This is a genomic window from Paenibacillus aurantiacus, assembly GCF_042431225.1.
Lineage (GTDB): Bacteria > Bacillota > Bacilli > Paenibacillales > Paenibacillaceae > Paenibacillus_Z > Paenibacillus_Z aurantiacus.
This window is the reverse complement of sequence record NZ_JBHMDO010000047.1, coordinates 200,439-224,272: the sequence shown is the minus strand read 5'-3', so window position 1 is coordinate 224,272 and position 23,834 is coordinate 200,439. Positions and strand designations below refer to the sequence as shown.

At 54.8% G+C, this 23,834-nt stretch carries 13 protein-coding genes; 12 read left to right on the top strand and 1 reads right to left on the bottom strand.

The window, feature by feature from the left end; genetic code table 11:
• The first annotated feature begins 193 nt into the window (after positions 1–193).
• Positions 194–3,451, top strand: a complete 3,258-nt coding sequence (locus ACFFSY_RS29200; protein WP_377500853.1) for a carbohydrate-binding protein — start codon at positions 194–196, stop codon at positions 3,449–3,451.
• 105 nt (positions 3,452–3,556) lie between these two features.
• On the opposite strand, the gene ACFFSY_RS29195 is transcribed toward ACFFSY_RS29200, so the two are convergent.
• Positions 3,557–5,638 (bottom strand): fibronectin type III domain-containing protein, encoded by a 2,082-nt coding sequence (locus ACFFSY_RS29195; RefSeq protein ID WP_377500852.1) that lies wholly within the window; start codon positions 5,636–5,638, stop codon positions 3,557–3,559.
• A 428-nt stretch (positions 5,639–6,066) separates the two neighbouring features.
• Here ACFFSY_RS29195 and ACFFSY_RS29190 point away from each other — a divergent pair, with 428 nt between their 5' ends.
• From ACFFSY_RS29190 to ACFFSY_RS29140, 11 genes are all read left to right on the top strand, one after another.
• A complete protein-coding gene (locus ACFFSY_RS29190) occupies positions 6,067–7,773 on the top strand; it encodes an amylo-alpha-1,6-glucosidase (RefSeq protein ID WP_377500850.1) in 1,707 nt (568 codons plus the stop codon).
• A gap of 146 nt (positions 7,774–7,919) precedes the next feature.
• Positions 7,920–9,683, top strand: coding sequence for a sensor histidine kinase (locus tag ACFFSY_RS29185; RefSeq protein ID WP_377500848.1), 1,764 nt, complete (start codon positions 7,920–7,922; stop codon positions 9,681–9,683).
• On the top strand, positions 9,643–10,860 hold the full coding sequence (locus ACFFSY_RS29180) for a response regulator transcription factor (RefSeq protein ID WP_377500846.1): 1,218 nt from the start codon (positions 9,643–9,645) through the stop codon (positions 10,858–10,860). Before ACFFSY_RS29185 ends, ACFFSY_RS29180 begins: the two co-directional genes overlap by 41 nt.
• A 116-nt stretch (positions 10,861–10,976) precedes the next feature.
• A complete protein-coding gene (locus ACFFSY_RS29175; RefSeq protein ID WP_377500844.1) occupies positions 10,977–12,260 on the top strand; it encodes an extracellular solute-binding protein in 1,284 nt (427 codons plus the stop codon).
• Between the two features lie 78 nt (positions 12,261–12,338).
• A complete protein-coding gene (locus tag ACFFSY_RS29170; RefSeq protein WP_377501558.1) occupies positions 12,339–13,280 on the top strand; it encodes a carbohydrate ABC transporter permease in 942 nt (313 codons plus the stop codon).
• Positions 13,277–14,089: a carbohydrate ABC transporter permease gene (locus tag ACFFSY_RS29165; protein WP_377500842.1), complete on the top strand. Its 813-nt coding sequence runs from the start codon at positions 13,277–13,279 to the stop codon at positions 14,087–14,089. The genes ACFFSY_RS29170 and ACFFSY_RS29165 overlap by 4 nt, the downstream gene beginning before the upstream one ends.
• A gap of 373 nt (positions 14,090–14,462) precedes the next feature.
• Positions 14,463–17,609 carry a beta-galactosidase, LacZ type gene (gene lacZ, locus ACFFSY_RS29160; protein ID WP_377500840.1) on the top strand — a complete coding sequence of 1,049 codons (3,147 nt, stop codon included), beginning with the start codon at positions 14,463–14,465 and terminating at the stop codon, positions 17,607–17,609.
• Positions 17,594–18,814, top strand: coding sequence for an MFS transporter (locus ACFFSY_RS29155; RefSeq protein WP_377500838.1), 1,221 nt, complete (start codon positions 17,594–17,596; stop codon positions 18,812–18,814). The genes lacZ and ACFFSY_RS29155 overlap by 16 nt, the downstream gene beginning before the upstream one ends.
• 19 nt (positions 18,815–18,833) lie before the next feature.
• On the top strand, positions 18,834–18,947 hold the full coding sequence (locus ACFFSY_RS29150) for an S-layer homology domain-containing protein (RefSeq protein ID WP_377500836.1): 114 nt from the start codon (positions 18,834–18,836) through the stop codon (positions 18,945–18,947).
• Between the two features lie 233 nt (positions 18,948–19,180).
• Positions 19,181–20,434 carry a right-handed parallel beta-helix repeat-containing protein gene (locus ACFFSY_RS29145; protein WP_377500834.1) on the top strand — a complete coding sequence of 418 codons (1,254 nt, stop codon included), beginning with the start codon at positions 19,181–19,183 and terminating at the stop codon, positions 20,432–20,434.
• Between the two features lie 412 nt (positions 20,435–20,846).
• Positions 20,847–23,594, top strand: a complete 2,748-nt coding sequence (locus tag ACFFSY_RS29140) for a fibronectin type III domain-containing protein (RefSeq protein ID WP_377500832.1) — start codon at positions 20,847–20,849, stop codon at positions 23,592–23,594.
• Positions 23,595–23,834 lie beyond the last annotated feature (240 nt).

The window sequence follows — 23,834 nt, the reverse complement described above, 5'->3', positions numbered from 1 at the left end:
TATATTGACATCATTCTGATATAATATTATATTTTTGTATGAAAGCGCTTCACAGGAATGGGTGTTAAGGCTGACACATGATGGACGACTGGAAGGGGCGCTAATCAATAACGGGTTCACGGGGAGAAATACCGGATAACGCGCATGCCTATCAGGCATCTCCCATTACAATATCGAAAATGGAGGTTATAGGATGTTTGTTCTGAAGAGGAAGCTGCTGAGACTGATCGCCGTACCGCTGGTTGCGGCCATGTCGCTGACAGCGTCGCCGGCGTTCGGCCCATCTACCGCACACGCCTTTGTTTCAACCGATGCCGATACGGCGATCCAAGCGTTCAACGCGAAATTCTGGGACCCGGGCGCCAAGATGTTCTGGAAAGATTCGAAGCGCGGCAATCATCAGGACTTCTGGGTGGAAGCCGAGCTGTGGGAGCTTGTGATGGATGCCTACCAGCATACGTCCGACAAGGCGCTGAAAGCGCAGCTTCGCGCGCAGATCGATGATATTTATGCGGGCACGGCCGCGAAGTACGGCCAGGATTGGACGAATAATCCGTTCAATGACGATATTATGTGGTGGGCTATGGGTTCTGCGAGAGCCTATCAACTAACCGGCGATCCCAAGTATTTGGAGCAGGCCCAATATCATTTTGACTTTGTGTACGATACGCAGTGGGACGACAGCTTTGCCAGCGGCGGGATTTGGTGGCTGAATAATGATCATTCGACCAAGAATGCCTGCATCAATTTCCCGGCAGCCCAAGCGGCGGTCTATCTCTACAACATCACGGGCGAGCAACGCTACCTCGATGCGGCGACCCGGATTTTCAAGTGGGGCAAGACGATGCTGTCCGATGGCAGCGGGAAGATTTTCGACCGGATCGAAGTCGAGAATGGTGCTATTCCGGACGCCACCCATTACAATCAAGCAACGTTCATCGGCGCGGCTATCGGACTGTACCAAGCCACCGGTAATCCCGTTTATCTCGATGATGCGATAGAAGCGGCTCAATTTACGATGACGCGTCTGGTTGATGCGAACGGATTGTTGAACTACGAAGGTCCGAACGGCGATCTGAAGGGCGGCAAAACGATCTTGATGCGCAACCTCGGCTTCCTGCAGCAAGCGTTGGCGTCGCATATGGACAGCAAATACGCGGCATTCCGCAGCAGCTTCAACGAATGGGCCGCGTTCAACGCGGAGATGGCCTGGAGCCATAAGAACGGAGAGTCCATCGTCGACGGCAACTGGGCGGGACAGCTTCTCGCCGGGACGTACGAATCGTGGTCGTCGGCAAGCGCCGTTGAAGCGTTGACCGCCATCGCGCCTCAAGAAGCGCCGCTTCGGTACGCGGTGAAGGATCCGTTCAACAAGATTGAAGCCGAACGGTATAATATCGGCACCGGGTTCGTATTGGAAGGGGCTTTGGAGGACTCGCTGCAGTTAGGCGGCATTCAACCCGGTCATTTTGCAGCTTACAAAAACGTAAACTTCGGCTCCGCCGGCGCGATCGGCTTCATCGCCCGCGCGGCTAGCGGTACCGGCGGAGGCAATATCGAGATTAGGCTGGACGCCTTGGACGGTCCGAAAGTCGGGACGTTAAACGTAGAAGGCACCGGCGGATGGAACAACTATATCGACGCGGTAACGCTGCTTAAAGACGATCAAGGCAATCCGAGCCCCATTACCGGCACGCATGATGTCTACCTCGTCTTTACGAGAACGAAGGATGACTATCTCTTTAACTTGAACTGGTTCAAATTCACGACGACGGATCCGACGGCAACCGATGCTTACGCAAGCTTGAAAGCCGGTAACTTCGATACCAGCTCGGGATTAAGCAAAAACGCGAGCGGCGGCTATTTGGACAACATACATGACGGCGCTTATGCCTCCTACAAGGGAATCGATTTCGGAACAGGCGCTGCCGGCGTGTCGGTCCGCGTAGCCAGCGGTAATCAAGGCGGTCAAATCGAAGTGAAGCTGGATAGCCTCCAAGGACCGACTGTAGGCGTCATCGACGTTCCGGCGCTTGGCAGCTGGAACAACTGGGTGGATATGATGTCCACGATCGATGACGCGCTTGCCGTTGGCGTGCATGACGTCTATCTTATTTTCCACGGGAATAATGGTTCCGATTTCCCGGTTAATCTGGATCGGTTCACGTTCTCGACGGTCAAAGGGAAACGACTGGATGCCCTGGGTAAGGTAGAGGGAGAGAACTACACCAGCGCGGTCGGGGTCGGCCGAGAGAATGGCGGAGGTCAAACGTACCTCGCCGGCATCTACGGCCCGAACCAACCGTATGCGATGTACAATTACGTTGATTTTGGAACCGGCAGCCCGTCCCAATTCCATCTTCAAGCCGCCAGCGACACCGGCGGAGGAACGGTTGAAGTTAGAATCGACGGCATGAATGGGCCGGTTATCGCGACCGCTGCGGTTACCGGTACCGGCGGGTGGCAGAACTTCCAGACCTTCTCGGCGGATGTGACGACACCGGTGACTGGCAAGCACATCGTGTTCCTGTTATTCAAAGGGAACGACTGGCTGTACAATTTCGATAAGTTTACGTTCGGAGACGCAGCCGTATTGAGTGAGCCGACACCTCCGCGCGAGCCGGTTAATGACGGGATCCCACCTAGTGAAGTGGAGAATGTCCAGGTGAATCGCGATGAGGAAGGGATCTCCCTGAATTGGGATGGACCGTATGATATCGATGGCGACAAGGTTCAAATTATGTTGTATAAGGAAGGTCAGCAAGTGGGAAGCACCGTAGAAGTGAAGCGAGGGGTGCAGAAGGCCGCAATCGCAGGCGCGGCTGCTGCTCAAAGCGATACCATCGTCATTCGCACCGTGGACAGATGGGGCGTTGCTTCGAATGGGGTCAAGATTGAAGCCGCGGACCAGCCATCTTTCACCTTCACGGTTGACGGCATCGACACTAAAGTTCAGAATGGGAGCATTTATCAGGATTCTCAAACCTTTACGTTTCGAGCTGCTGCCAATGGTCATGCAATTAAAGTCGCGACGATCACGATCAACGGTGAAACTTACGAGCTTGATCCGCAGGCCGCCGAGCAACAACTGGATATCGATTTTGCCGGCCAATTAGGCACCAAACAGGCAACGGTCATCGTTGAAGATATGCGGGGCAATCGCATCCAACAATCGCTGCAGTTTGAAATGACGACGAGCGTTCATTCCATGCGGCAGCTGATTACGCGTTTCGCGCAATCCGGTGAGCTAGCCGGACCGATTATTAAGAAGCTGAATAACGCGTTAGATCAGGTTCAGCATCAGCTGGATAAAAACCATCCGGATCAAGCCGTGAAGCACATGCAGGAATTCGTGAAGCATCTGAATAAAGCGAACAACGATGCGAAGGAAGCGGCTAAACAAATCTTAAATACGGATGCGAATGCGTTGATAGCGGAATGGAACCGATAAAAGGTTGCGTAATCATGCGGTAGAGGAAACGTAGATTACTCAAACAATGGCCAAGAACCTTCGCGCCAACAGCAGGCGAAGGTTCTTGGCGTTTAACGAACGATATTAGCTAAACGGGATAACGATTTTGGATTGGCTGCCTTGAGCGGAGGTCGCATCCGTTCTCACCGAGGACGAACCGTTGCCGATCGCGCTCCAAATCTCTACTCTTACCTTGCCGTTGCTTAAGTTAGCGAACGTGCCGGAAGAAGACCTCACGCCTTTGGACTGGTTGTAATCTTCGGTTCCCGGCGTGTCGTTCGTGGCGAAGTAGTTGTACGTTTCCAGGCGGTCATACGTGCCGTCGCCCGTAAAGTCATACGAAATGCGGACCTGAACGGCATTGCCTACGGATGAGGAGGAATCCACAAACAGGTTGAACGCCGTCGCCCCGCCGCTGTACGTGCCCGATACGCCGGAGAGCACGTAGGACGTCGGCGTGTGCACCGTTCCATCCCAGTTCGATCCGCCCGCCGCCGCGATCGCGTCGGTGTTCGCGCTGGAACCTGCTGTCGTCGAGAGCGTGCCCGTTACGCTGGAAGATGCGCCGTCGCGTACGTATAAGGTAGGCGAATTCGCCGGCGAGGACGAGGATGTCGTCACCGAAATGGAGCTGCTGGCGGCCGACGCGTTGCCTGCCGCATCTTTGGCCTTGACTGCAAACGTGTAGGCCGTGTTAGCCGATAAGCCTGTATCGGTATAGGTTGTGCCCGTGCTTGAACCGACGACGGAACCGTTTCTCAAAATATCGTACCCTGTCACGGCCACGTTGTCTGTGGATGCCGTCCAGCTCAAGGAGACGGAAGTCGATGTTTTCGACGGCGAAGTCAAATTCGCCGGAACGGATGGCGACGTCGTGTCGCCGCCAACCCCGCCGCCGGTTAAGTAAGTTCCGGTGAATGGATTGAAGCGGTGAGCCGCGATAATCAGCCAGCCCGTACTGGATACGCAGTTCTCCATCGCCATTCTCCAATAGCTGTTATTGGAACCTTTCAGCGAGTACGGAACGCCGCCGAGCAGCGAGCCGCTTGTCCCTTGTTTCTTCACGATCTCGTTAATGATGGCATCGGCCTTGGCCTGGTTGCCCTGCATGTAGTATGCGAGCGACATGAACGCAGAGCCTTCGAACCAAATATCCGCGCATTTGTTGCCGATCGGATTGCCGTTCTGGTCGGTGCCCGCCGCGCAATCGTACTGCCAGTCGAAATCATAAGCCGTGAGCAATGCGCCCGATCCGTCATAGGTCAAGGAGTGGACGTATTTCGGGCTGTCGACCGTACCGGAACCATTGGCATTTTCAATGTAGGAAAGAGAGGCTTGGTAATTTCGCGTGCCGGACAGACCTAATGCCAGTACGCCCCACGGGTTGACGTCCATCGGGACGGCCGGATCGATCAGGTTCGTGTTGTTCTTCCAGCCGCCTCTCCACCGGTTGTTCGCGGAATCCCACACGACGTTGTCCAGGAAGCTTTTTACGCCGGTCGCCGCATTGTTGTAAGCCGTTGTCCGATCGGCGAATTTGCCTGCGTAATATTTCAGAATTTGGTACATATCCTCGTTGTGCTCCGTGGAGGACCATACTTCGTCGCTCCAGGCTCCGTTCAGATCCCACGTCGTCCGTCCGCCGGCAATCGCGCCGTTCGGTTTTTGGAACGTAATCGCCCAATCCAGCGCTTTCTTCGCCGAAGCTTGGTACGTCGTGCCGCCGTATAATTTCTCATGCGTCATGAAGGCCATCACCATCCAGGCGACAGGGCCTACGTGCTTGCGGATTTCTTCCCCGTATCCGTTCCACCAGTAGGAGTTGATCCAGGAACCGTCCGGATCTTGAATGGCGACCATTTTGTTCAGCACTTTCTCCGCGCGGGTACGGTCGCCCTTCAGCATGAAAGCAATCGCGGCAACCGCTTGGTCGTACGTGTATACGATCTGGCGGCGGTCCGTCGCGTTCCACCAATCGTCGAAGCTGTCCACCAGACCGTCCAGGGCAAGCCCGGCCGTCAAATCCTGCTGCGCTTTAAGCCAAGCGTACGCGTTGTTGGATGCGGCCGCATTGTCCGCCGCGCTGACGCTGGCCGCCGGGAGGATTTGCATCAAGAGCAAGAAGCAGACCAACACCGTGACTACTTTTCGTTTCCAATTCATCATGTTTCCCATTCTCCTCTGCTTGTAAGTTTGAACTTGTCCAAGAGCCCGGAACGTATCCCAAGGATCATGGCTCGACGGCTTCCTCTGGTGCATTCACTCCTTTCCTCCATGGCAGATTTTCTGAAAACGCTTACGAAACGATGTTATCATTCCGCCTTCATTTCGGGAATGTGATGAAATAAAGGAATTTGGTTCGTTTTTTAAAGGTGAATTTTGGAAAGAGGTATGCGTGTCCGTTGTCAGCCAGGGGTGGAGAAGTTAGCCGCCAAACAAAATACCCCCATCCCCCTAACAAAACGCCACCTCCGCCTTTACCAAACCCCAACATGCGACAATCCCCCTCCCCTTCGAAAACAACTGTCCGTTCTTCCGCGGCGCTGCTTCCGGTAAACTGAAAGCGCAACCGATTTCGAGGGGAGATCATCGCCATGAACTTTGATTTGAATATCGTACCGTTCAGCAGAAGAGAATCGTTTCTGGCGATCTCCATTCTGCCTGAAGCTCAAGATAGACGACCAGGCCTCTATATGCGCACCGTTCGCGGCGGCGATGATAAATTCGGCGAGGCTTTTCTTGTCGAGATGCTGGATAACAACGGACATTCCATCCCTTTTCAGCCGGAAGCTTCACCCGAACAGCTCCTGCTGAAATCGGCGAACGGCCAGACGGCTGAAATTTGCATCTCCGACAGCCGCACGTTCCGCGTGCGGACGAAGGGCTGCGGCATTCGCCTGACTTTCCGGACGGCCGCGTACGACTACGCTTTCCAGGCAGCGCCGCGCAGCTGGGAAGTGAACAGCTTCACCCATGAATGCCGATTCATGCTGACGACGCTGGCGGGCGAGCTGCGGATGGAAGTACCCTGGGACAAAATCAAAAGCTCGTATGTGATCGCGGACTTCTTGCCGGACCCGGCAACGGGACAAGCCGAATTCGCGGTGGAAGAATTCCGCACCGTTTGGGCGCAGCGCAATGCTTGGGAGCCGTTCGACGAGATCGTAAGGCAAGTGCGGGACGAATTCAACCTGTGGCTGGATCGCAGCTTATCCTTGCCGCCGCAATGGCAAGACAGCCGCGCGCTCGCCGCTTACATTACGTGGTCCTGCCTTGTTCCGGCGGAGGGATGTCTCACGCGTCCGGCCATGTATATGTCGAAGAACTGGATGACGAATATTTGGAGCTGGGATCACTGCTTTAACGCGATGGCGCTCGTTCGCCACGATCCGAAGCTGGCCTGGGATCAGTTCATGATTTTCTTCGACCGGCAGGATGCGAGCGGGCTCATCCCGGATTTCGTCAACGATAAGTACGAGCTGTGGAATTGCAACAAGCCGCCGATTCACGGATGGACGCTCGCTTGGATGATGGCGCGAACGGACTTTATCCAATTGGCGCAGCTGATCGAAGTGTACGAGCCGCTGTCCAAATGGACGATGTGGTGGTTCAAGCACCGCGATTCGGATGCGGACGGCATCCCGCAATACAATCACGGCAACGACTCCGGCTGGGACAACAGCACCGCGTTCAACAACGGTATTCCGGTCGAGAGCCCGGATTTGGCCGCCTTCCTCGTTATTCAAACCGAGGTATTGGCCGAGATCGCAAGCCGGCTTGGACTTCGGGAAGAGGCTCATGCATGGCGGCGGCTTGCCGAGGATACACTGGAGAAGATGATTAGCCATTTCTGGCAGGATGGCCGGTTCACCGCCTGCCGATCCGGTTCGCACGAGGTGTCCGAAGGCGACAGCCTGCTCTTGTTCGTCCCCCTAATCTTGGGCGAACGTTTGCCCGAGCCGATCCGAACCGCGCTGCTGCAGGGGCTGAGAGATGAGGGCCGCTTCCTGACGGCCAATGGCTGGGCCACGGAAAGTCTAAGGAGTCCTTACTATCATTCGGATGGCTATTGGCGGGGGCCGATCTGGGCCCCTTCGACCATGATCTTGGTTGAAGGCGCGTCCGCGGCGGGAGACCGCGAGCTAGCGGACGAGGTATCCCGCCGGTTCTGCGCGATGCTGGACCGCAGCGGTATGGCGGAGAATTTCGACGCCGTTACAGGGCAAGGCTTGCGGGATCGCGCCTTCACTTGGACGTCGAGCGTATTTCTGATTCTCGGTCATGAGCTTGCCGATTCATAAAGGTCTGCACTTCCACAACGTCCAAAATAAACGGGCGGAGGGGAAGTGCTTTTGACGTTTGGCGGAGGATGGACGCATTATTGTTCGGTCAAGGCGGAACATGCTACAATGCATATGATTTTGTCGAGCATGGAGGGGCAATCAAGATGAATTTTATACGCAAGCTGCTGAACAGCCGCCTTCTATCCGGCTCTTACCGAAGCATCCGCACGAAGATGCTCTTCTGTTTTCTCATCGTGACGATTATTCCGCTGTTGTCCCTTGGCGCAATGTCCTACTACCAATCCGCGAAGGTGATTAACTCCCAGTTTGGCAAATACGGCGAGAACGCCGTCGCGCAGCTGGAGCAGCAGACGAGCTCGTATTTGAACCGGATGAATCAGACGACGGAGACGATTTATGCCTATTTGCTGGATCCGGCGCGGGCTGATCTGGGAGAGCAGGCGCCTACCACTTATGAAGATATTATGGATAAGAACGATTTGGAATCGCTATTGAAAGCGCTTAAAAACGATCGGACGATCGATATCTACATCATCACGCCGACCGGTTATTATTATGGAGAGAACGATCTGGACGTAGCCAAGCTCGGCCGGATCCCGGCCTGGCAAGCGATGGCCAACTCACGCGCGGACAAGTATTGGCTGGGCTTCTACCCCCAGAATCACGGCATGAAGGATACCGCGGATGCCGGCTTACCTGTTCTGGGGCTGGCGGTGCCGATCAATAATCCGTACGGAGCGCTGCGAGGCAGCAACATACTGATCGAAGAGAATGCCGAGGAGCTGCTTCATATGTTCCGGCTGTTCGAGCAGGATACGAAGGCGCATCTTCGCATCCGCGATCCGCAGAGCCGGGTCATCTACGAAACGCCGGCGGCCTTCACGCCGCAAAGCAGCGATATCATCTGGAACCAAACGATTGCGGTGAACGGATGGAACATGGAGGCCAGATTGCCCGCCGCTTCGTTCTATCGTTCTTCCGGCATTATTCGGTCGAATACGATCCTCGTCGCCTTGGTTTCGTGTCTGCTGGCGTTTGGTCTGGCCTACTTGTTCTCGAACCGGTTCACGGCGCGAATTCGCCGTCTGAAGGATGCGATGCAGAAGGTCAGCTTCGGCAAGCTGCATACGAGGACGCCGGTTGAAGCCAAGGACGAGCTGGGCAGTCTGGATGTTAGCTTCAATAATATGGTCGGAGGGGTGCAGACGCTGATTGGCGAGATTGAGCGGAGCGAGCGGCTGAAGAAGGAAGCGGAGCTCAAGGCGTTCCATTATCAGATCAACCCCCATCTGCTGTTCAATACGTTGAACTCGATTCAGTGGAAGGCCAAACTGGCGGGCGCGGAGGACATCCGCCGGATGCTGTACCATTTGACGATACTGCTCGAGGGGAATTTGGATATTTCGCAGGAACTGATCCCGATCGGACGGGAGCTTGCGATCATCGAGCACTTTCTGAAAATCCAGGAGATCCGCCACGGCTCCGTGTTTACGTACGAGCTGGAATGCGACGAGCAGCTGAAGCGGTATTTGATTCCTCGCATGACGCTGCAGCCTCTATTCGAAAATATATTCTTCCACGGGTTCGAGGATGGCGAAGGCTCGATTCAATTAACGATTCGCGAGGCGGGCAATCATCTGCTGCTGACGTTATCGGATAACGGAGCGGGCATTCCGGCAGAGAAATTAGCGCGTCTACTGCTGCCCAATCAGGCGAAACCTAAGGGCAGGGGCGGGCTCGGCGTGCAAAATGCGGATCAAAAGTTCAAGCTGCATTTTGGCCTGCAGTACGGATTAACCGTTCAATCGGTTCAAGAGGAAGGAACGACGATTCTAATCGAATGGCCCAAGAGGGAGGAGAACCTGCATGGAAACGACGAAGACGATCAAGGTGTTAATCGCGGATGACGAGAGCATTGTCCGCAAAGGACTCCGCTCGACCATTCCTTGGGCGAAATACGGCATGGAAGTCGTCTCGGATGCGCCTAACGGCCGCAAAGCGTGGGACGCTTTCCTGGAGCATCGGCCTCAAGTCATCATTACGGATATCGTCATGCCCGAGATGGACGGCATTGAATTGTCGCGTAAAGTGAAAGAGACCGCGCCCGCGACGAAGATCATTCTGCTCAGCTGCCATCGGGATTTCGAATATGCGCAGCAAGGCATCAAACTAGGCGCCTCCGGCTACCTGCTCAAAACCGCCTTCGAAGATGAAGAGCTGGAGGAGATGCTGGAGAAGTTTCAAAGCGAACTCGCGGCTGCGCCTGTGCCGCCGGCTCCCGTGGAGGATGCGGTCGATTCCGGTGAGCGGCTCAGCACGCTGTTGTACGCTTGGCTGAACGGTCATCACGACAAATTTGTTGGCGAATTGGAGAATCGCGCGCGCGAGGCATGGTCCTTCCAAGGAAAACCGGTCTATCTATATGTGGTCAAAACCGCGGGCTGCGACGCCTCTTGGCCGGAACTTGCGAAGCAAGGCCGCGATGAAGACCGGAAGCTAGGCACAGGCGTGTATATTCCTTACGGGGACGAGCGCTGCTATTGTATCGTTCCGGAATCGCATACGAACGCGATGGATAGTCTGCTGGTCGAGAAGAAAAGCGAGGCGGCGAAGCTGCAGTGGGCCCGAAGAGGGCCGCTCAAAGATCCGTCGCAATGGCTTGAAGCTTGGGTTTCGCTGCATAAGGAGGCCGAGTTGGAGAAAGTCTACAACGTATCTTCGACGGATTGGCCGGAGGCGATTTGGCGCGCCGTGAAACTGCTCCACGATAACCCGACCGCGGAATGGAGCGTGAGCGACGTCGCCAGGCAGGTAGGTCTTAGCCGGAGCCATTTCTCGATTTTGTTCAAGAAAGCGGTCGGGGACAGCTTCGTCACGTTCCAATATAAACGGAAGCTCAAGCTGGCCTATGGCTTATTGAAGGATACGAACCTGACCATGCAGGAGATTGCCGAACGTACAGGTCTTGGCGACAGCAAATATTTCAGCAAATGGTTCAAGCGCTGCACGGGAATGACGCCAAGCAGCTACCGCGCCCAACAAAAAGGCGACACGCTTCTAACAGAAGACCACTCCCTGGCGTAAATCGAACAAATACGCACGATTCCTCGAATAGCTATCCGTTTTGAACCGCTTTCATTTTCGTTATGATGAAAGCGGTTCAATTATTATCTACCTCATTGATAGGGGAGCTGCCAGAGATGAATAAGAAAAGCACGTTGATCCTTCTGACGACAGTCATGGCGATGTCCATGCTTACGGCATGCAGCGGCAATAACGACGGTTCAAATGGCAATGCGGAGCAAGCCGCGAACAACGGCGATGGCCCAACAGAGACGAAGACGCTTCGTTTCGCGACGTGGGACACGGGCGACGCCCTCAAGATCGAGCAGGATATCGCGAAGAAGTTCGAATCCGCTCATCCGGGCACGAAGGTACAAGTAGAAGCTTATGCGGACGGCTTCGACCAGAAGATGGCGGCCGGCTTCGGCGCGACGAACCCGCCGGATGTCATGTACATGTGGGACTTCCCGACCTATCACCGGTCGCTGGAGCCGCTGAACGGCTACGCGGATGGCGATCAGGAGTTGAACAAGGACGATTTCTACAGCGGTCTGTTCAACTATGCGACCATCGACGGCAATCTGTACGGCATCCCGGCGGGCTTCACGACGCGCGTCGTCTATTACAACAAGAAGCTGTTCGACGCAGCGAACGTCCCTTATCCGAAGGACGGATGGACATGGGACGACTTCAAGGACGCCGCCAAGAAGCTGACGGATAAATCGAAGAAGCAATATGGGTTTGGCGTTCGCGCCGAGAATGACACGTATGACCTGCAGGGCTTTGTTTGGAGCAACGGCGGGTCTTATATCTCCGACGACGGCAAGACGATCGACGGCTTCATGAACAGCAAGGAAACCGTGGACGCCATCCAACTGTTCGGCGATATGCTGAAGGACGGATCGGCGGTTCTGACCGGCGGCAAAGGCCAGCAGAGCGGCGAGGATATTTTCAAAGGCGGCAAAATCGCCATGTGGGAGAGCGGGATCTGGCCGCTGGAATCGTTCAAGCAAGCCGGCATTGACGTCGGCACGGTCGAGATGCCGGCGTTCCAAGGCAAACCGGTGAAAGGCGTCGTGGCGGAATCCGCCCTGTCGATTGCGAAGGACTCGAAGCAGAAGGAGCTGGCGTGGGCCTTCATCAAATATTACGTGTCCAACGAAGCGATCAAAATGCGCGTAGCCGATCTTCCGGTGCGGGTAAGCGTCGTCAACGAACTGAAGAAGGACCAGGATCCGCTGTTCAAACCGTATTACACAATGCTGGAGCGCTCGGATAATACGCCGGCCTTCCTGTTGAACGCCAAGTGGAACGAAGTCAACCGGCAGCTGTCCGCGGCCGTCGAAGCGGTCGTGCACGGCAGCAGCGCGCAGGAAGCGCTGAACCAAGCGGTGAAGGATAGCGAACGTTACTTGAAATAAAATTACAGTTAGAAGAAAGAAGGTTAGGAGATGGCTCAGACCTACCAGCAGACAGCAGGGAACAACGCGGCCAGCTTCATGCCCAGAAGAAAACGCAGATGGGGTGGGGCTGCGCCCTACCTCTTCATTTTCCCGTGGATCTTCGGATTCCTCGTTTTCACGCTAGGCCCGTTGTTGTTCTCGCTCATCATCTCGTTCTTTGACTGGCCGATCGTCGGACAGGTGCATTTCATCGGCCTGGGCAATTATACATCGATGTTTACGGATGACCCGTTGTTCTGGAAGTCGTTCGGCGTCACGCTCAAGTTCGCCGCCTTGTTCGTCCCGCTCAACATTATCGTGGCGCTGGGACTCGCGATGCTGCTCAATCAGGGCACGCGCGGCAATGCGATCTTCCGCACGGCCTTCTATCTGCCCTCGGTCATCTCCGGCGTTGCGCTGGCGATGATCTGGTCGTGGGTGTACAGCGGCGATTACGGCATTCTGAATTACTTCCTGTCGATCTTCGGCGTACAGGGGCCGGACTGGCTGAATGATACGAAGTGGTCGCTGGTTGCGATGGTTGTCGCGAGCTTATGGGGACAAGGCTCGATGATGCTCGTCTTCCTTGCCGGGCTGAAAGGCATTCCGAAGGATCTGTACGAATCGGCATCCATCGATGGCGCGGGGACGATCCGGAAGTTCTTCAGCGTGACGGTTCCGATGCTGAGCCCGACGATTTTGTTCAATCTGATCACGTCGATCATCGCGGCGTTCCAGCAGCTGACGCTGGCGCTGCTGCTAACGGGCGGCGGCCCGATGAAGGCGACGTATTTCTACGCGATGTACATGTATGAGAACGCATTCAAATATTACAAAATGGGTTATTCCGCAGCGAATGCCTGGTTCATGTTCCTTATCGTGCTCACGCTGACCTTCCTCGTATTCAAGTCTTCCGAGGCTTGGGTGTTCTACGAGGGCGAAATGAAGCGCAAGCCGCAGAAGAAAGCCAAGTCCGGCGGGAAGGTGAAATCCGTATGAAGCGCGTCATCGTCTATTCGCTGCTGATCTTGCTCTCGCTGCTGTTCGTCGCGCCGCTGTTCTGGGCAGTGACGACGGCGCTCAAGTCGCCGTCCGAGCTGTATTTGTTCCCGCCCCAATGGATTCCTTCGACATGGGAATTCCGTAACTTCGCGGACGCTTGGACGATCCAGCCCTTCACCTTGTTTCTGAAAAATACGCTCATCGTCACGGCGCTGTCGACCGTTGGCCAGCTGGTATCCTGTACGCTTGTCGCTTACGGATTCGCCAGGTTTGAATTCAGGGGGCGCAATCTGTTGTTCCTCATCGTATTGGCGACGATGATGATCCCTTGGGAAGTGACGATGATCCCGCAGTATATGGAGTTCAACTATCTCGGCTGGATCAATACGCTCAAACCGCTTATCGTGCCATCGTGGTTCGGGTCGGCGTACTTCATCTTTCTGCTCCGGCAGTTTATTCTGACCCTGCCGCGCGAGCTGGACGAGGCGGCGACCATTGACGGCGCGAGCAAATTCGGCATTCTCTTGCGCATCATCGTTCCGCTTATGGGGCCATCGCTCATTCTGGTCGGCGTGTTTCAAGTGATGAGCTGCTGGAACGATTACCTGGGGCCGCTCATCTTCCTCAACGACCAATCGAAGTATACGCTGACGCTCGGCTTGTCGCAGTTCAAGGGCATGTTCGGCGTCGATATGCAGTCCATTATGGCGATTACGTGCCTGATTTCGATTCCGCCGCTCGCGGTATTCTTCTTCGCGCAGCGTTACATTGTCGGCGGAATCGCGAGTACGGGCATAAAAGGGTAGTTCGCTAGAAGTCCGGTGAAACCCACAGCCTGTGGTCGATATGGGCTTCCACTCGCGGTTGTCCTCGAATTTCTTGGTTAGGGTTATTTAAGTAGAACGAAGATCCGAACAAAAAAATGCTCCGCAAGAGTGATGATCTTCCGATCGCTGTTGTTCACGGATATCTCGAATGAAGTAAGCCAAGGGGGATATCCGCTCACAAAGGCGACCCCTGGCGCTTCTCCAGATTCATCCCTCTTACTCCGTTCAACTTAAATAATCCTGTTCTCGAACTTCGAAGACAAAGCCGCTGGTTCCAGCTCCATACCGACTCTCCGGCTGCTGATTCAACGGACTTCTAGAGTGTGCAAGAGATAGGAGAGGAGAAGTCATCATGACAAATCATAAAATCGAACGCGATTGGGATAATCTTGCGGTACTGGAGCGCAACCGCGCGAAGAGCCGGGCGTATTTCATCCCGTTCTCGGATCGTGCCGGCGCGTTAAGTTATGACCGGGGAAGCTCCCCGTGGTTCAAATCGTTGAACGGCGTCTGGAAGTTTCATTATGCGCAAGGGCCGGAGTGGGCGCCGGAGGATTTCTATCAAGAGAACTACGATTCGTCGGGCTGGGACGATATTCAAGTGCCGAGCCACTGGCAGCTGAAAGGCTACGGGCATCCGCACTATACGGATCTCTATTATCCGTTCCCCGTCGATCCGCCGCATGTGCCGAACGATAACCCGACAGGCAGCTATGTGCGCGAGTTCGAGCTTCCTCCGCATTGGGACGACCGGAAGGTAGCGGTCAAGTTCGACGGCGTGGACAGCGCGTTCCATGTGTGGGTGAACGGCGTCTTCGTCGGCTACAGCCAAGGCAGCCGTTTGACGTCGGAATTCGATCTGACCCCTTATGTGAAGGCCGGCATGAACCGCATGGCGGTGCGGGTGTATCAATGGTCGGACGGCACATACCTGGAAGATCAGGATATGTGGTATTTGAGCGGCATTTTCCGGGACGTGTATTTGATTGCGGAACCATCGACCGTGCGGATCGCCGATTACACGATCGTGACGGAGCTGGATGCGGACTATTGCGACGCCACGCTGTCGGTGAAGGTCGAGCTGGAAGGCGAGAACCTGCAGGGGGAGGTCAGACTTCAACTGCTGGATCAGGTCGGCGAACCTGTCGCTGCGGCGGCGAACGGAATCGTCGTCCGTGCTGCCGGCGGTCATGCCGCCTTGGAGTTCGCGATTCCGGTGGCGAAGCCTGCGCTGTGGAGCGCGGAGGCGCCGACCTTGTATCATCTGACGATCAGCGTAGTGGACTCGAATAACCGCGTCGTGGAAGCCGTCGCGCAGCGGGTAGGCTTCCGCCAGATCGAAGTGAAGGACGGCCAGTTCCTCGTCAACGGCCGTGCCATTATGCTCAAAGGCGTCAACCGTCACGACCATCACCCGGATACGGGACGCACGGTCACGCTGTCCACGATGATTCAAGATGTCGTTATGATGAAGCGGCATAACATCAATGCGGTCCGAACGGCGCATTATCCGAACGACCCGCGTTTCTATGATATTTGCGATGAATACGGCTTATATGTCATGGAAGAGACGGATTTGGAGACTCACGGCTTCGAGCTGCTGGGCAACATCTCCCGATTAAGCGACGATCCGGCTTGGCAGGAAGCGTATGTGGACCGGGTTCGCCGCATGGTCGAACGCGATAAGAATCATCCTTCGGTGCTGTTCTGGTCGCTTGGCAACGAGTCCGGCTTCGGCTGCAACTTCAGGGCGATGTCGGCATGGTGCAAGAATGCAGATCCGACCCGGCTTATCCATTATGAAGAAGACCGGGAAGCGGAAGCGTGCGACGTGGTGAGCACGATGTACTCCTCCGTGGAGAAGATGATCGGCTTCGGACAGCAGACGGATCATCCCAAGCCGCATATTCTGTGCGAGTTCGCGCATGCGATGGGGAATGGTCCGGGCGGGCTCAAGCCGTACTTCGACGCCTTCGACGCGTATCGCAGATTGCAGGGCGGCTTCGTGTGGGAATGGATCGACCACGGCCTTCGTCGCAAGACCGCTGACGGCAAAGTCGATTACGCTTACGGCGGCGATTATGGCGATGAACCGAACAACGGCAATTTCGTCATCGACGGCCTCGTTCGTCCGGACCGGACGCCGTCGCCGGGACTGATCGAATATAAGAAGATCATCGAGCCGGTCAGGGTCGAATCGATAGATCAGCATCGCATCCGCATCACGAATCGCTACGATTTTATTTCGCTGGATCACCTCCATGCCGATTGGAGCGTAACGGCAGACGGGCGCACCGTCCAAAGCGGCGTCCTGGCGCTGCCTCCGATCGGTCCGGGCGAGAGCGCGGAGCTCGACGTGCCGGTGCGGACGGATGTGCAATATCCGGCGGTCGAGCGCGAGGCGGAGCGGTGGCTTAATCTCGGGTTCTCCCTTGCTGCGGACTGTATCTGGGGCGAGCGCGGGCATGAGATTGCTTGGGCGCAGCTTGCGCTTGAATCGGAGGCGCTTGGAGATCCAGCCGAGGAAGGCTCTACCCAAGCAGCGACCATCGTGCCTGCCCGGGGCTTGTCCTGCAGGGAAGAAGGATGCCGCGTTATCCTGGAGAACGATAGGTTCCGTATGGCCTTCGATACCCGGCAGCCTGGGATCAGCTCGCTTCGGATCAACGGTCAAGAGCTGCTGCGCCGAGGGCCGCGGCTTAATTTCTGGCGCGCTCCGATCGACAATGATATGTACGTCCTGCCGGATTGGCGCAAGGCGCATCTCGACAAGCTGTCCGAACGCATCGATGTCTGCAGCTGGGAGCGGCTGGATGAAGGAACCATCCGGATCACATGGAATTCCCGTATTGCGCCGCCCGTCTATGATTGGGGCTTCCGCTGCGAAACGACGTATACCGTGACCAGCTCAGGCTTAATGACGATTGACGTCCACGGCCTTCCGGAAGGCAAGCCGCCTGCGATGCTGCCGAAGATCGGGTTCCAGCTGGAGCTTCCGCCCGAGATGGACGCTGTCCAATGGTACGGCCGCGGACCGGGCGAGAATTATGCCGACAGCAAGGAGGCTGGACGCTTCGGCGTGTACCGCAAGTCGGTGGATGAACTGTTCACATCGTATATCTATCCGCAAGAGAACGGCAATCGGACGGATGTCCGTTGGATATCCGTCACGGACGGCAGCGGGATCGGGCTGCTGGCGGCCGGCGCGCCGACGCTTGCGTTCAGCGCCCGCCGCTATACGGATGCGGATTTGGAAGCGGCCAAGCACGCGAGCGATCTCGTAGCGCGGGACTTTATTACGCTGAATTTGGATTACCGCCAGAACGGTCTTGGCAGCAACAGCTGCGGGCCGGCTCAAGCGCCGGATTGCGCCGTGAGTCCCGAGGAATTCCGATTCCGGTTGCTGATGAAGCCTTACCTTTCCGAAGATACCGCTCCCGAGCGACTCAGTCATCAGATGAGACGGGAAGCGAGGGGCAGGACATGTCCGACTATCTAAGAGGATTGCTGCGTCTGCCCGGAGGGGTGCGCCGCTTCCTCATGACCGAAGCGTTATACGGCATTGGTATCGGCTTGTATTCGCTTGTGCTGAATTTACACTTGTTGGCCAAAGGGTTGAAGGAAGATCAGGTCGGCGCGCTGGTATCGGTCGGCATACTCATCATGGGTGTATTGGCGATTCCGGTGTCCCTCCTTGCCAATCGGTTCGGCCGCAAAAAGCTGCTGGTCCTGGGCATTCTGTTTATTGCGGCAGGCAATATCGTATATGCGTTCACGGGAGACATCGCATATTTCTACGTAGCGCAGATGCTGGTCTCGATCGGATTAACGCTCGTCGAGACGACAGAGGTGCAGCTGCTCTTCCATTACTGCGCGTCGCGCCGCGATGAAGTTCGCGCCTTCTCGCTTATGTTCGCCGTCTTCACGGCGTTCACGGGCGCCGGGACTTTGCTCGCGGGCTATCTTCCGAGCGGGGGAGGGGGTGAGGAAGGCTATCGGACCGCGCTGCTGCTGGCAGGCTTCGTGTTCGTCCTGCATGGGGTGATCCGCGGTCTCATCCTGCCTGCGGAGGGCGGCGGCACGCTGAAAGCGGACAGTCCCCATGCGATCTCGACCCGTGAGCTGTTGGCGAATTGGAAACAAAAGCTGCCCAGCGCGAAGATGTGGCTGTTCGCGCTGCTGCTGGCATTACTCGGAGGCGCGCTCGCCATTACGGGGTCTTACTTGAACGTCATCGTCAAGTACCGGCTCGACTGGCTGGATGATCGCGTATCCTTGCTGCTCGCCGTGGCCGGCATCTTCCTCTTTATCAGCTCCTTGCTGACGCCTTACATCATGGAGCGGTTCGGTCCGCACCGCGCAATTATTTCCGTTTTTATCATTAACATTGCGCTATTCGCCGCTCTCTTCTCGCTCATGCCGGTGTGGCTGTTCACCATGCTGTTCCTCATCCGCGGAGGCGCCGTCACGATGCTCTCCAATCTCGTGGACAGCCAGCTCATGTCGTCGCTCCAAGAGAAGGAGCGCAACCTCTTCGCAGGCATGCGCTCGGTATTCCGCAGCGTCGGCTCCTCGATTACCGCCTATATGGCGGGATGGATTCTGGCTGGCGCGGACTATCAGATGCCCTTCCTGTTCACTGCGGTCGTGCTGGGCATGGGATTGATATGGTATGTGAAATGGATTCGTCCGATTGTAGATTAAGTTGTCTTCCAGACCTCCGATGGTTAAACTGCTCATCATGACTGGCACAAGCGCTGCTACCTTCAGTCCGAAGGGGGCAACATCACGCGCCCAAGCAGCGATCGTGCTGATCCGTAGTGCAAGCGCTTGGTAGAATCGACTGAACCATTTATAACGAAAGCCCGTCCGAGTGGAGTGAATCCATACGGCGGGCTTTTTGACTGCCCGGGTGGAATCCACCCCATCGAGAAGCTCAGCTGCTTCAAGAACAAGGTCACCTCCAATCTAACGTGTATCGATGTTTGTCGACACTATTAGTAGCAAAAAAGGAAAATTAATCCTTAATGACGAAGTCGTTGGTGTAAAAGAGATGAGGAGAGTGACTTTGTGAAAAATAGGGATAAAACAATGACTCGTAGGGAAGCCCTTGGTGTAATGGGCACAGTTGGTGCTGGCTTGCTCGCATCCACAATCTTTCCAGGGACTTCTTTATTTGCAGCCGAGGCTCCCGCAACGACAACCTCGAACTTTATTGACATTACGCAATATTTGACATCTAACCAGACATCAGCAACGGTGGCGATTCAAACTGCTATCGATAACATAGCTGAAAATGGTACCGTGTATATTCCGCCAGGGACATACGAGCTGGAACGAGTGGAAACAAGATACACCAATGCCGGAGGGAATGGGAGAAGCTGGCACGCATTGAAGATTACGAAGCCACTAACCATCTTGCTAGAAGGATCTCTCGTCATCACGACGGGCGTCGTTACTGGAACCGGCACAGATGGCAAGGCGATTTCGACGCTTTACGGTGCATTCTGGATTGAGGGAGCAAAAGACGTAGTTATCAAAGGGAGCGGGCAGATTTACGGTACAACGAAGCCGACTGCAGAGATGAATGTTCATACTGCGCAGTGCGGCGTATTGATAAAAGCAAGCACGAATTGCAGGGTGGAAAACCTATCGATGAAAAATCTGTCGCAAGGCGTCAATATTTTCGAATCAGCGTCGTGTAAAGTCATCAATGTAAAGGCCGAAGAAATACGAGGGTGCGGGATTATCAGTTCGCGGTCGAATAATAACCTGATTTCGAGCTGCGTGGTCAAAAACGCTGGCGATGGTCAAATATCGCTTTGGGGCGACACCAAAGGCTATTCAAACACGGTCGAGCTTTGCCGGATTTCGGAAGAAGTCGTTCCGAACAGACAAGGAATTACGGTCGAGAATGAAAGAGATAGCACGGTAAGAAATAACAATGCCACGGGCTTTTATTATGCCATCGATATTAAGAATGGGTCTGAGAGGTGCCTTATCGAAAATAATGAAGTGACTAATTCTAGATATGGCATAGCAATCCGGAAAGGGGACGGAGGAACGAACGGGATGAATCCTAGCAAGAAGATTACGATTACCAAAAATACGGTGAAGGATTTGCCCGTCTGGACTTCTGAGAAACCCGTTTTTGGGATATTTGGCCAAGTGGGAATCGGATCGGGGCACATCATTAGCGAAAATACAACCGAGGCAAGAAGAATGACATATAAAGACGTGATGATTACAGGAAATATGACACTTGATGTCGGTGAAGCGGACGGTAATACCGAAATTTTTGGAAATGTTTTTTACACGAGATAAGACCGCGCATTACATGCAATAGCCAAGATACATAAAGTGAACACGGGAGTGTACCAAACATCATTTCAAGATGTTTGGTACACTCCTTTTTTTATAGGCAGACTGCCCTAGAAGGAATTTACAGAAATTAGGTAGATAGATAGCGATATTTCTTGTATTCTAGCATTAAGTCTTAAGATACATAATGTATCGATTTTATCGGAAAGGAGCTCTGTGTTTCCGCACGAAGGCACGTAGAATGATTCATCCTATTTTAGAGAGGTGCAAATCGATGGCTTTAAAATACCGGTCTTTCGGAATTTTCTTGATTCTCTTGTTGTTGGGGGCCCCTTTTCGCGTATCTGCTGAATCGTACTTTCCGGATGCTATTTATGTTTCAGGCATAGAGGCTAGAGGAGCATCCGTCGAGGTTTTGGATTACGGCAGCAAAATCGTCGTCGGTAAAACCTTTGAAATCAGGGGCATTGTCAGTTGGTACAGCGGCGCCACGATCCGGCCAGACCACGTCGAAGCGGAAATTGACGGGGTCGTCACCCCATTATCGTATGCGGGAATTACGTACAAACCGGATACCGCGGAAACCACCTGGAGCGGGAACATCGATCTGGGAAGCGCAAGCAAAGGACCAAAGATGGTCACGATTCGGGCTGTCGGAACGGATGGCAAGGTTGTCGCGAATAATCAAACGATTATTTATCATGAGAAGCCGACATTACATATCGAAGAGCCATCCAATTATGCTTATGTGAAGTCCAACGCCAATGTTAAGGCAAGTTGTGCCGATGATCGGGGATACGTCTGTAGAGTTACGGTACAAACGGTAAGCGGAAACTACGAAAGTATGCTTTACAATGCCAGACAATCGATCGACGGGACCGTCAATCTCAGTCCTGTTATCAACCGTCTGAAATTTACGGCCATCGACTCCGTCGGTCGAACCGTGGTCGAATACCGGGAAGTGGTACCGCAAGCCATTACGTCGCATTTCAACACGCTTGCTTCCTTTAGCAACAGCATAGTTCTTGACGCAAGGCCATCAACCGGACGCGCGCTAACCTACAATCCTTCGTTGAAGAAGCTGGAACTCCGCCATCTGGACAACGGCGTGTCAACGACGATCCCGCTTACGTTTACAGAAACCCCGAAAGCGTTCCTTACGCCGGTCGGGGCGATAATCGAATATAAGGCCTCTCCTTCCGCCGGTACCAAATTAATGGAGTGGCGAGATGGCGCGCTAGTCGATCTTGGCGCAATCAATGCGCTTTCTTTAAAGGTAAATGGCGGTTATGCGATCTTCACGAAATATGTGGACGCGACGAGCGGTCATCAGCTGTTTATCCGAAATCTGGCTGCGGCGACGAATCAAGCGATCGACTCCGCGCGGTTCGTGTCTTATCAACAAACCTACGTCGCGGAGAACGGAGCCGTCGTCTATAGCCTCTCGGAGACGGGGAACCAGAATGTCATGCTCTACGCCAACGGCGTCCGGAAGAAGCTGACCGAGGATACCCAGGCGGCTAACACGAATGCGATTACCGACGGAGCGAATGTGTTATACCTCAAACTGAAAAATAGTGTATTAGGTAACGGCGCCTTGATGCTGGTTAAGCCGGACGGTCAATCGGTCGAGCTGGCACCGCTGGTGGATCAATATATGATGAAGAACGGCTGGATTGCCTACAGGGCCGTCGGCGCACAGGGGAATGCCTCCTCTACCTTGTGGGTGGTTGCGCCGGATGGAAGCCAACAACGCGTGACGTCGCTAGTCGGCTATTTCAAGCTTGTCGACGTTGGAAGCCAGGGCGACGTTGTTTTTGCGAAAGCTGGTTCTAGCACGGCGGCTGACCAATTCATAAGTGCGTTCGATGGCAACAGCCGAACAGAACGTTTATTCTCGAGCACGGGCCTCCTGCCTCTCTGGGACCAGAGCAACTGGTACGGTCGGGTCGGGGACTCCGTCGTTCGGTATCAGGCAGGCAATGATTATACGTCTCCCGCTTGGCCTACTGGCGGCAAGGCGACATACGATCAAGCGAAGAGCATGTTGCAGTGGCCGGAAGCGCAAGACAATGTCGGCGTCGATAAATATCGAATCTACGTATCGGATCTTTATGTGGCTGAGGTGGCAGCCGATACGCGAAGCTACACAATAGACAGTAATACGTTTAAACAGATGAACGGCAGCGGTTACGCGAGAATTCGAGCGGTAGACCTGGCTGGTAACGAAAGCAGCGAATTGATCGCTTATGTCAATAAGCCGACCTCTTCGACCGGCAGACCCGAGAATCTCCAGGCCGCGGCCGGCATGGACAACGTGACCTTGACATGGAAAGGATGGGGCGCGAGTACCGACAGCTACCTGATCTATCAGGGGGTCTACTTAATCGCCGTGATTCCCGCGGACAGCACTGCTTACACGTATAGAGTTGACCATCTTGCCCCGAATACCGACTATACCTTCACGGTGACGCCGATGTCCGACTGGTCATCCCCGGGAGTGACGATTAATGTCCGTACGGAGTCTGGTTCGACACCGCCAGTCTGGCCGGCGGGCAGTCAGGCATCCTCGGGCGGAACGACGTCGGTCGCCTCGCTTATAAGCTGGACGCCGGCCTCGGATGATACGGGCGTAGCCAGCTACCGCATTATGAGCGGAACGGAAGTGGTCGCGGAAGTCGATGGGAACACGCTCCAAAAAAACATCGAGGGCTTGACGCCAGACAGCACTTACACATTCAAGATCGAAGCGGGCGATGCCGAAGGGAACTGGACGACGACAGGCCCTTCGGTGACAGTCACGACATTAGCGGACGGCGGCACCATCGTGGATAAAGAGTCGCCGGCATGGCCCGCTGGCAGTAAGCTAACCTCGGGCGGAACAACCACGAAGATCGCGCTGTTAAATTGGACGGCGGCAACGGACAATATTGGCGTCACCGGTTATCGAATCATGAACGGAGACCAAGTGATCGCCGAGCTCGACGGGAATACGCGCTGGAAGGGCATCGAGGGCTTGGCGCCAGGGACGACCTATACGTTCAAGGTTGAAGCTCGTGATGCGGCCGGGAACTGGTCCACGACCGGGCCTTCGGTGACGGTGACCACGCTGGCATCCAATGGCACCCCAGTTGTATCAGCAACGCTGTCGACATCGGGATAGACACGCCATTATTTAATGCTAGTCCAACGCTGCTAACGCTTGGTCAAATCGACTGATAAAAATGACACTAACAATCAAAGCCCGTCCGAGTGGAGCGATTCCATTCGGGCGGGCTTTATTAATCGAGAGATCGGCATCGGTATCGTCTATAAAGTATTGTTACTATTGTACGAAGCATCGAAATGGATATTTGTGGACAAGCTAAGACTCCATTCGATAAGATAGACAAAGTTTGCTGGC

Coding starts and splice junctions, on each gene's coding strand:
- ACFFSY_RS29200 (WP_377500853.1), top strand. CDS start 194: ATGTTTGTTCTGAAGAGGAAGCTGCTGAGACTGATCGCCGTACCGCTG.
- ACFFSY_RS29195 (WP_377500852.1), bottom strand. CDS start 5,638: ATGATGAATTGGAAACGAAAAGTAGTCACGGTGTTGGTCTGCTTCTTG.
- ACFFSY_RS29190 (WP_377500850.1), top strand. CDS start 6,067: ATGAACTTTGATTTGAATATCGTACCGTTCAGCAGAAGAGAATCGTTT.
- ACFFSY_RS29185 (WP_377500848.1), top strand. CDS start 7,920: ATGAATTTTATACGCAAGCTGCTGAACAGCCGCCTTCTATCCGGCTCT.
- ACFFSY_RS29180 (WP_377500846.1), top strand. CDS start 9,643: ATGGAAACGACGAAGACGATCAAGGTGTTAATCGCGGATGACGAGAGC.
- ACFFSY_RS29175 (WP_377500844.1), top strand. CDS start 10,977: ATGAATAAGAAAAGCACGTTGATCCTTCTGACGACAGTCATGGCGATG.
- ACFFSY_RS29170 (WP_377501558.1), top strand. CDS start 12,339: ATGCCCAGAAGAAAACGCAGATGGGGTGGGGCTGCGCCCTACCTCTTC.
- ACFFSY_RS29165 (WP_377500842.1), top strand. CDS start 13,277: ATGAAGCGCGTCATCGTCTATTCGCTGCTGATCTTGCTCTCGCTGCTG.
- lacZ (WP_377500840.1), top strand. CDS start 14,463: ATGACAAATCATAAAATCGAACGCGATTGGGATAATCTTGCGGTACTG.
- ACFFSY_RS29155 (WP_377500838.1), top strand. CDS start 17,594: ATGTCCGACTATCTAAGAGGATTGCTGCGTCTGCCCGGAGGGGTGCGC.
- ACFFSY_RS29150 (WP_377500836.1), top strand. CDS start 18,834: ATGGTTAAACTGCTCATCATGACTGGCACAAGCGCTGCTACCTTCAGT.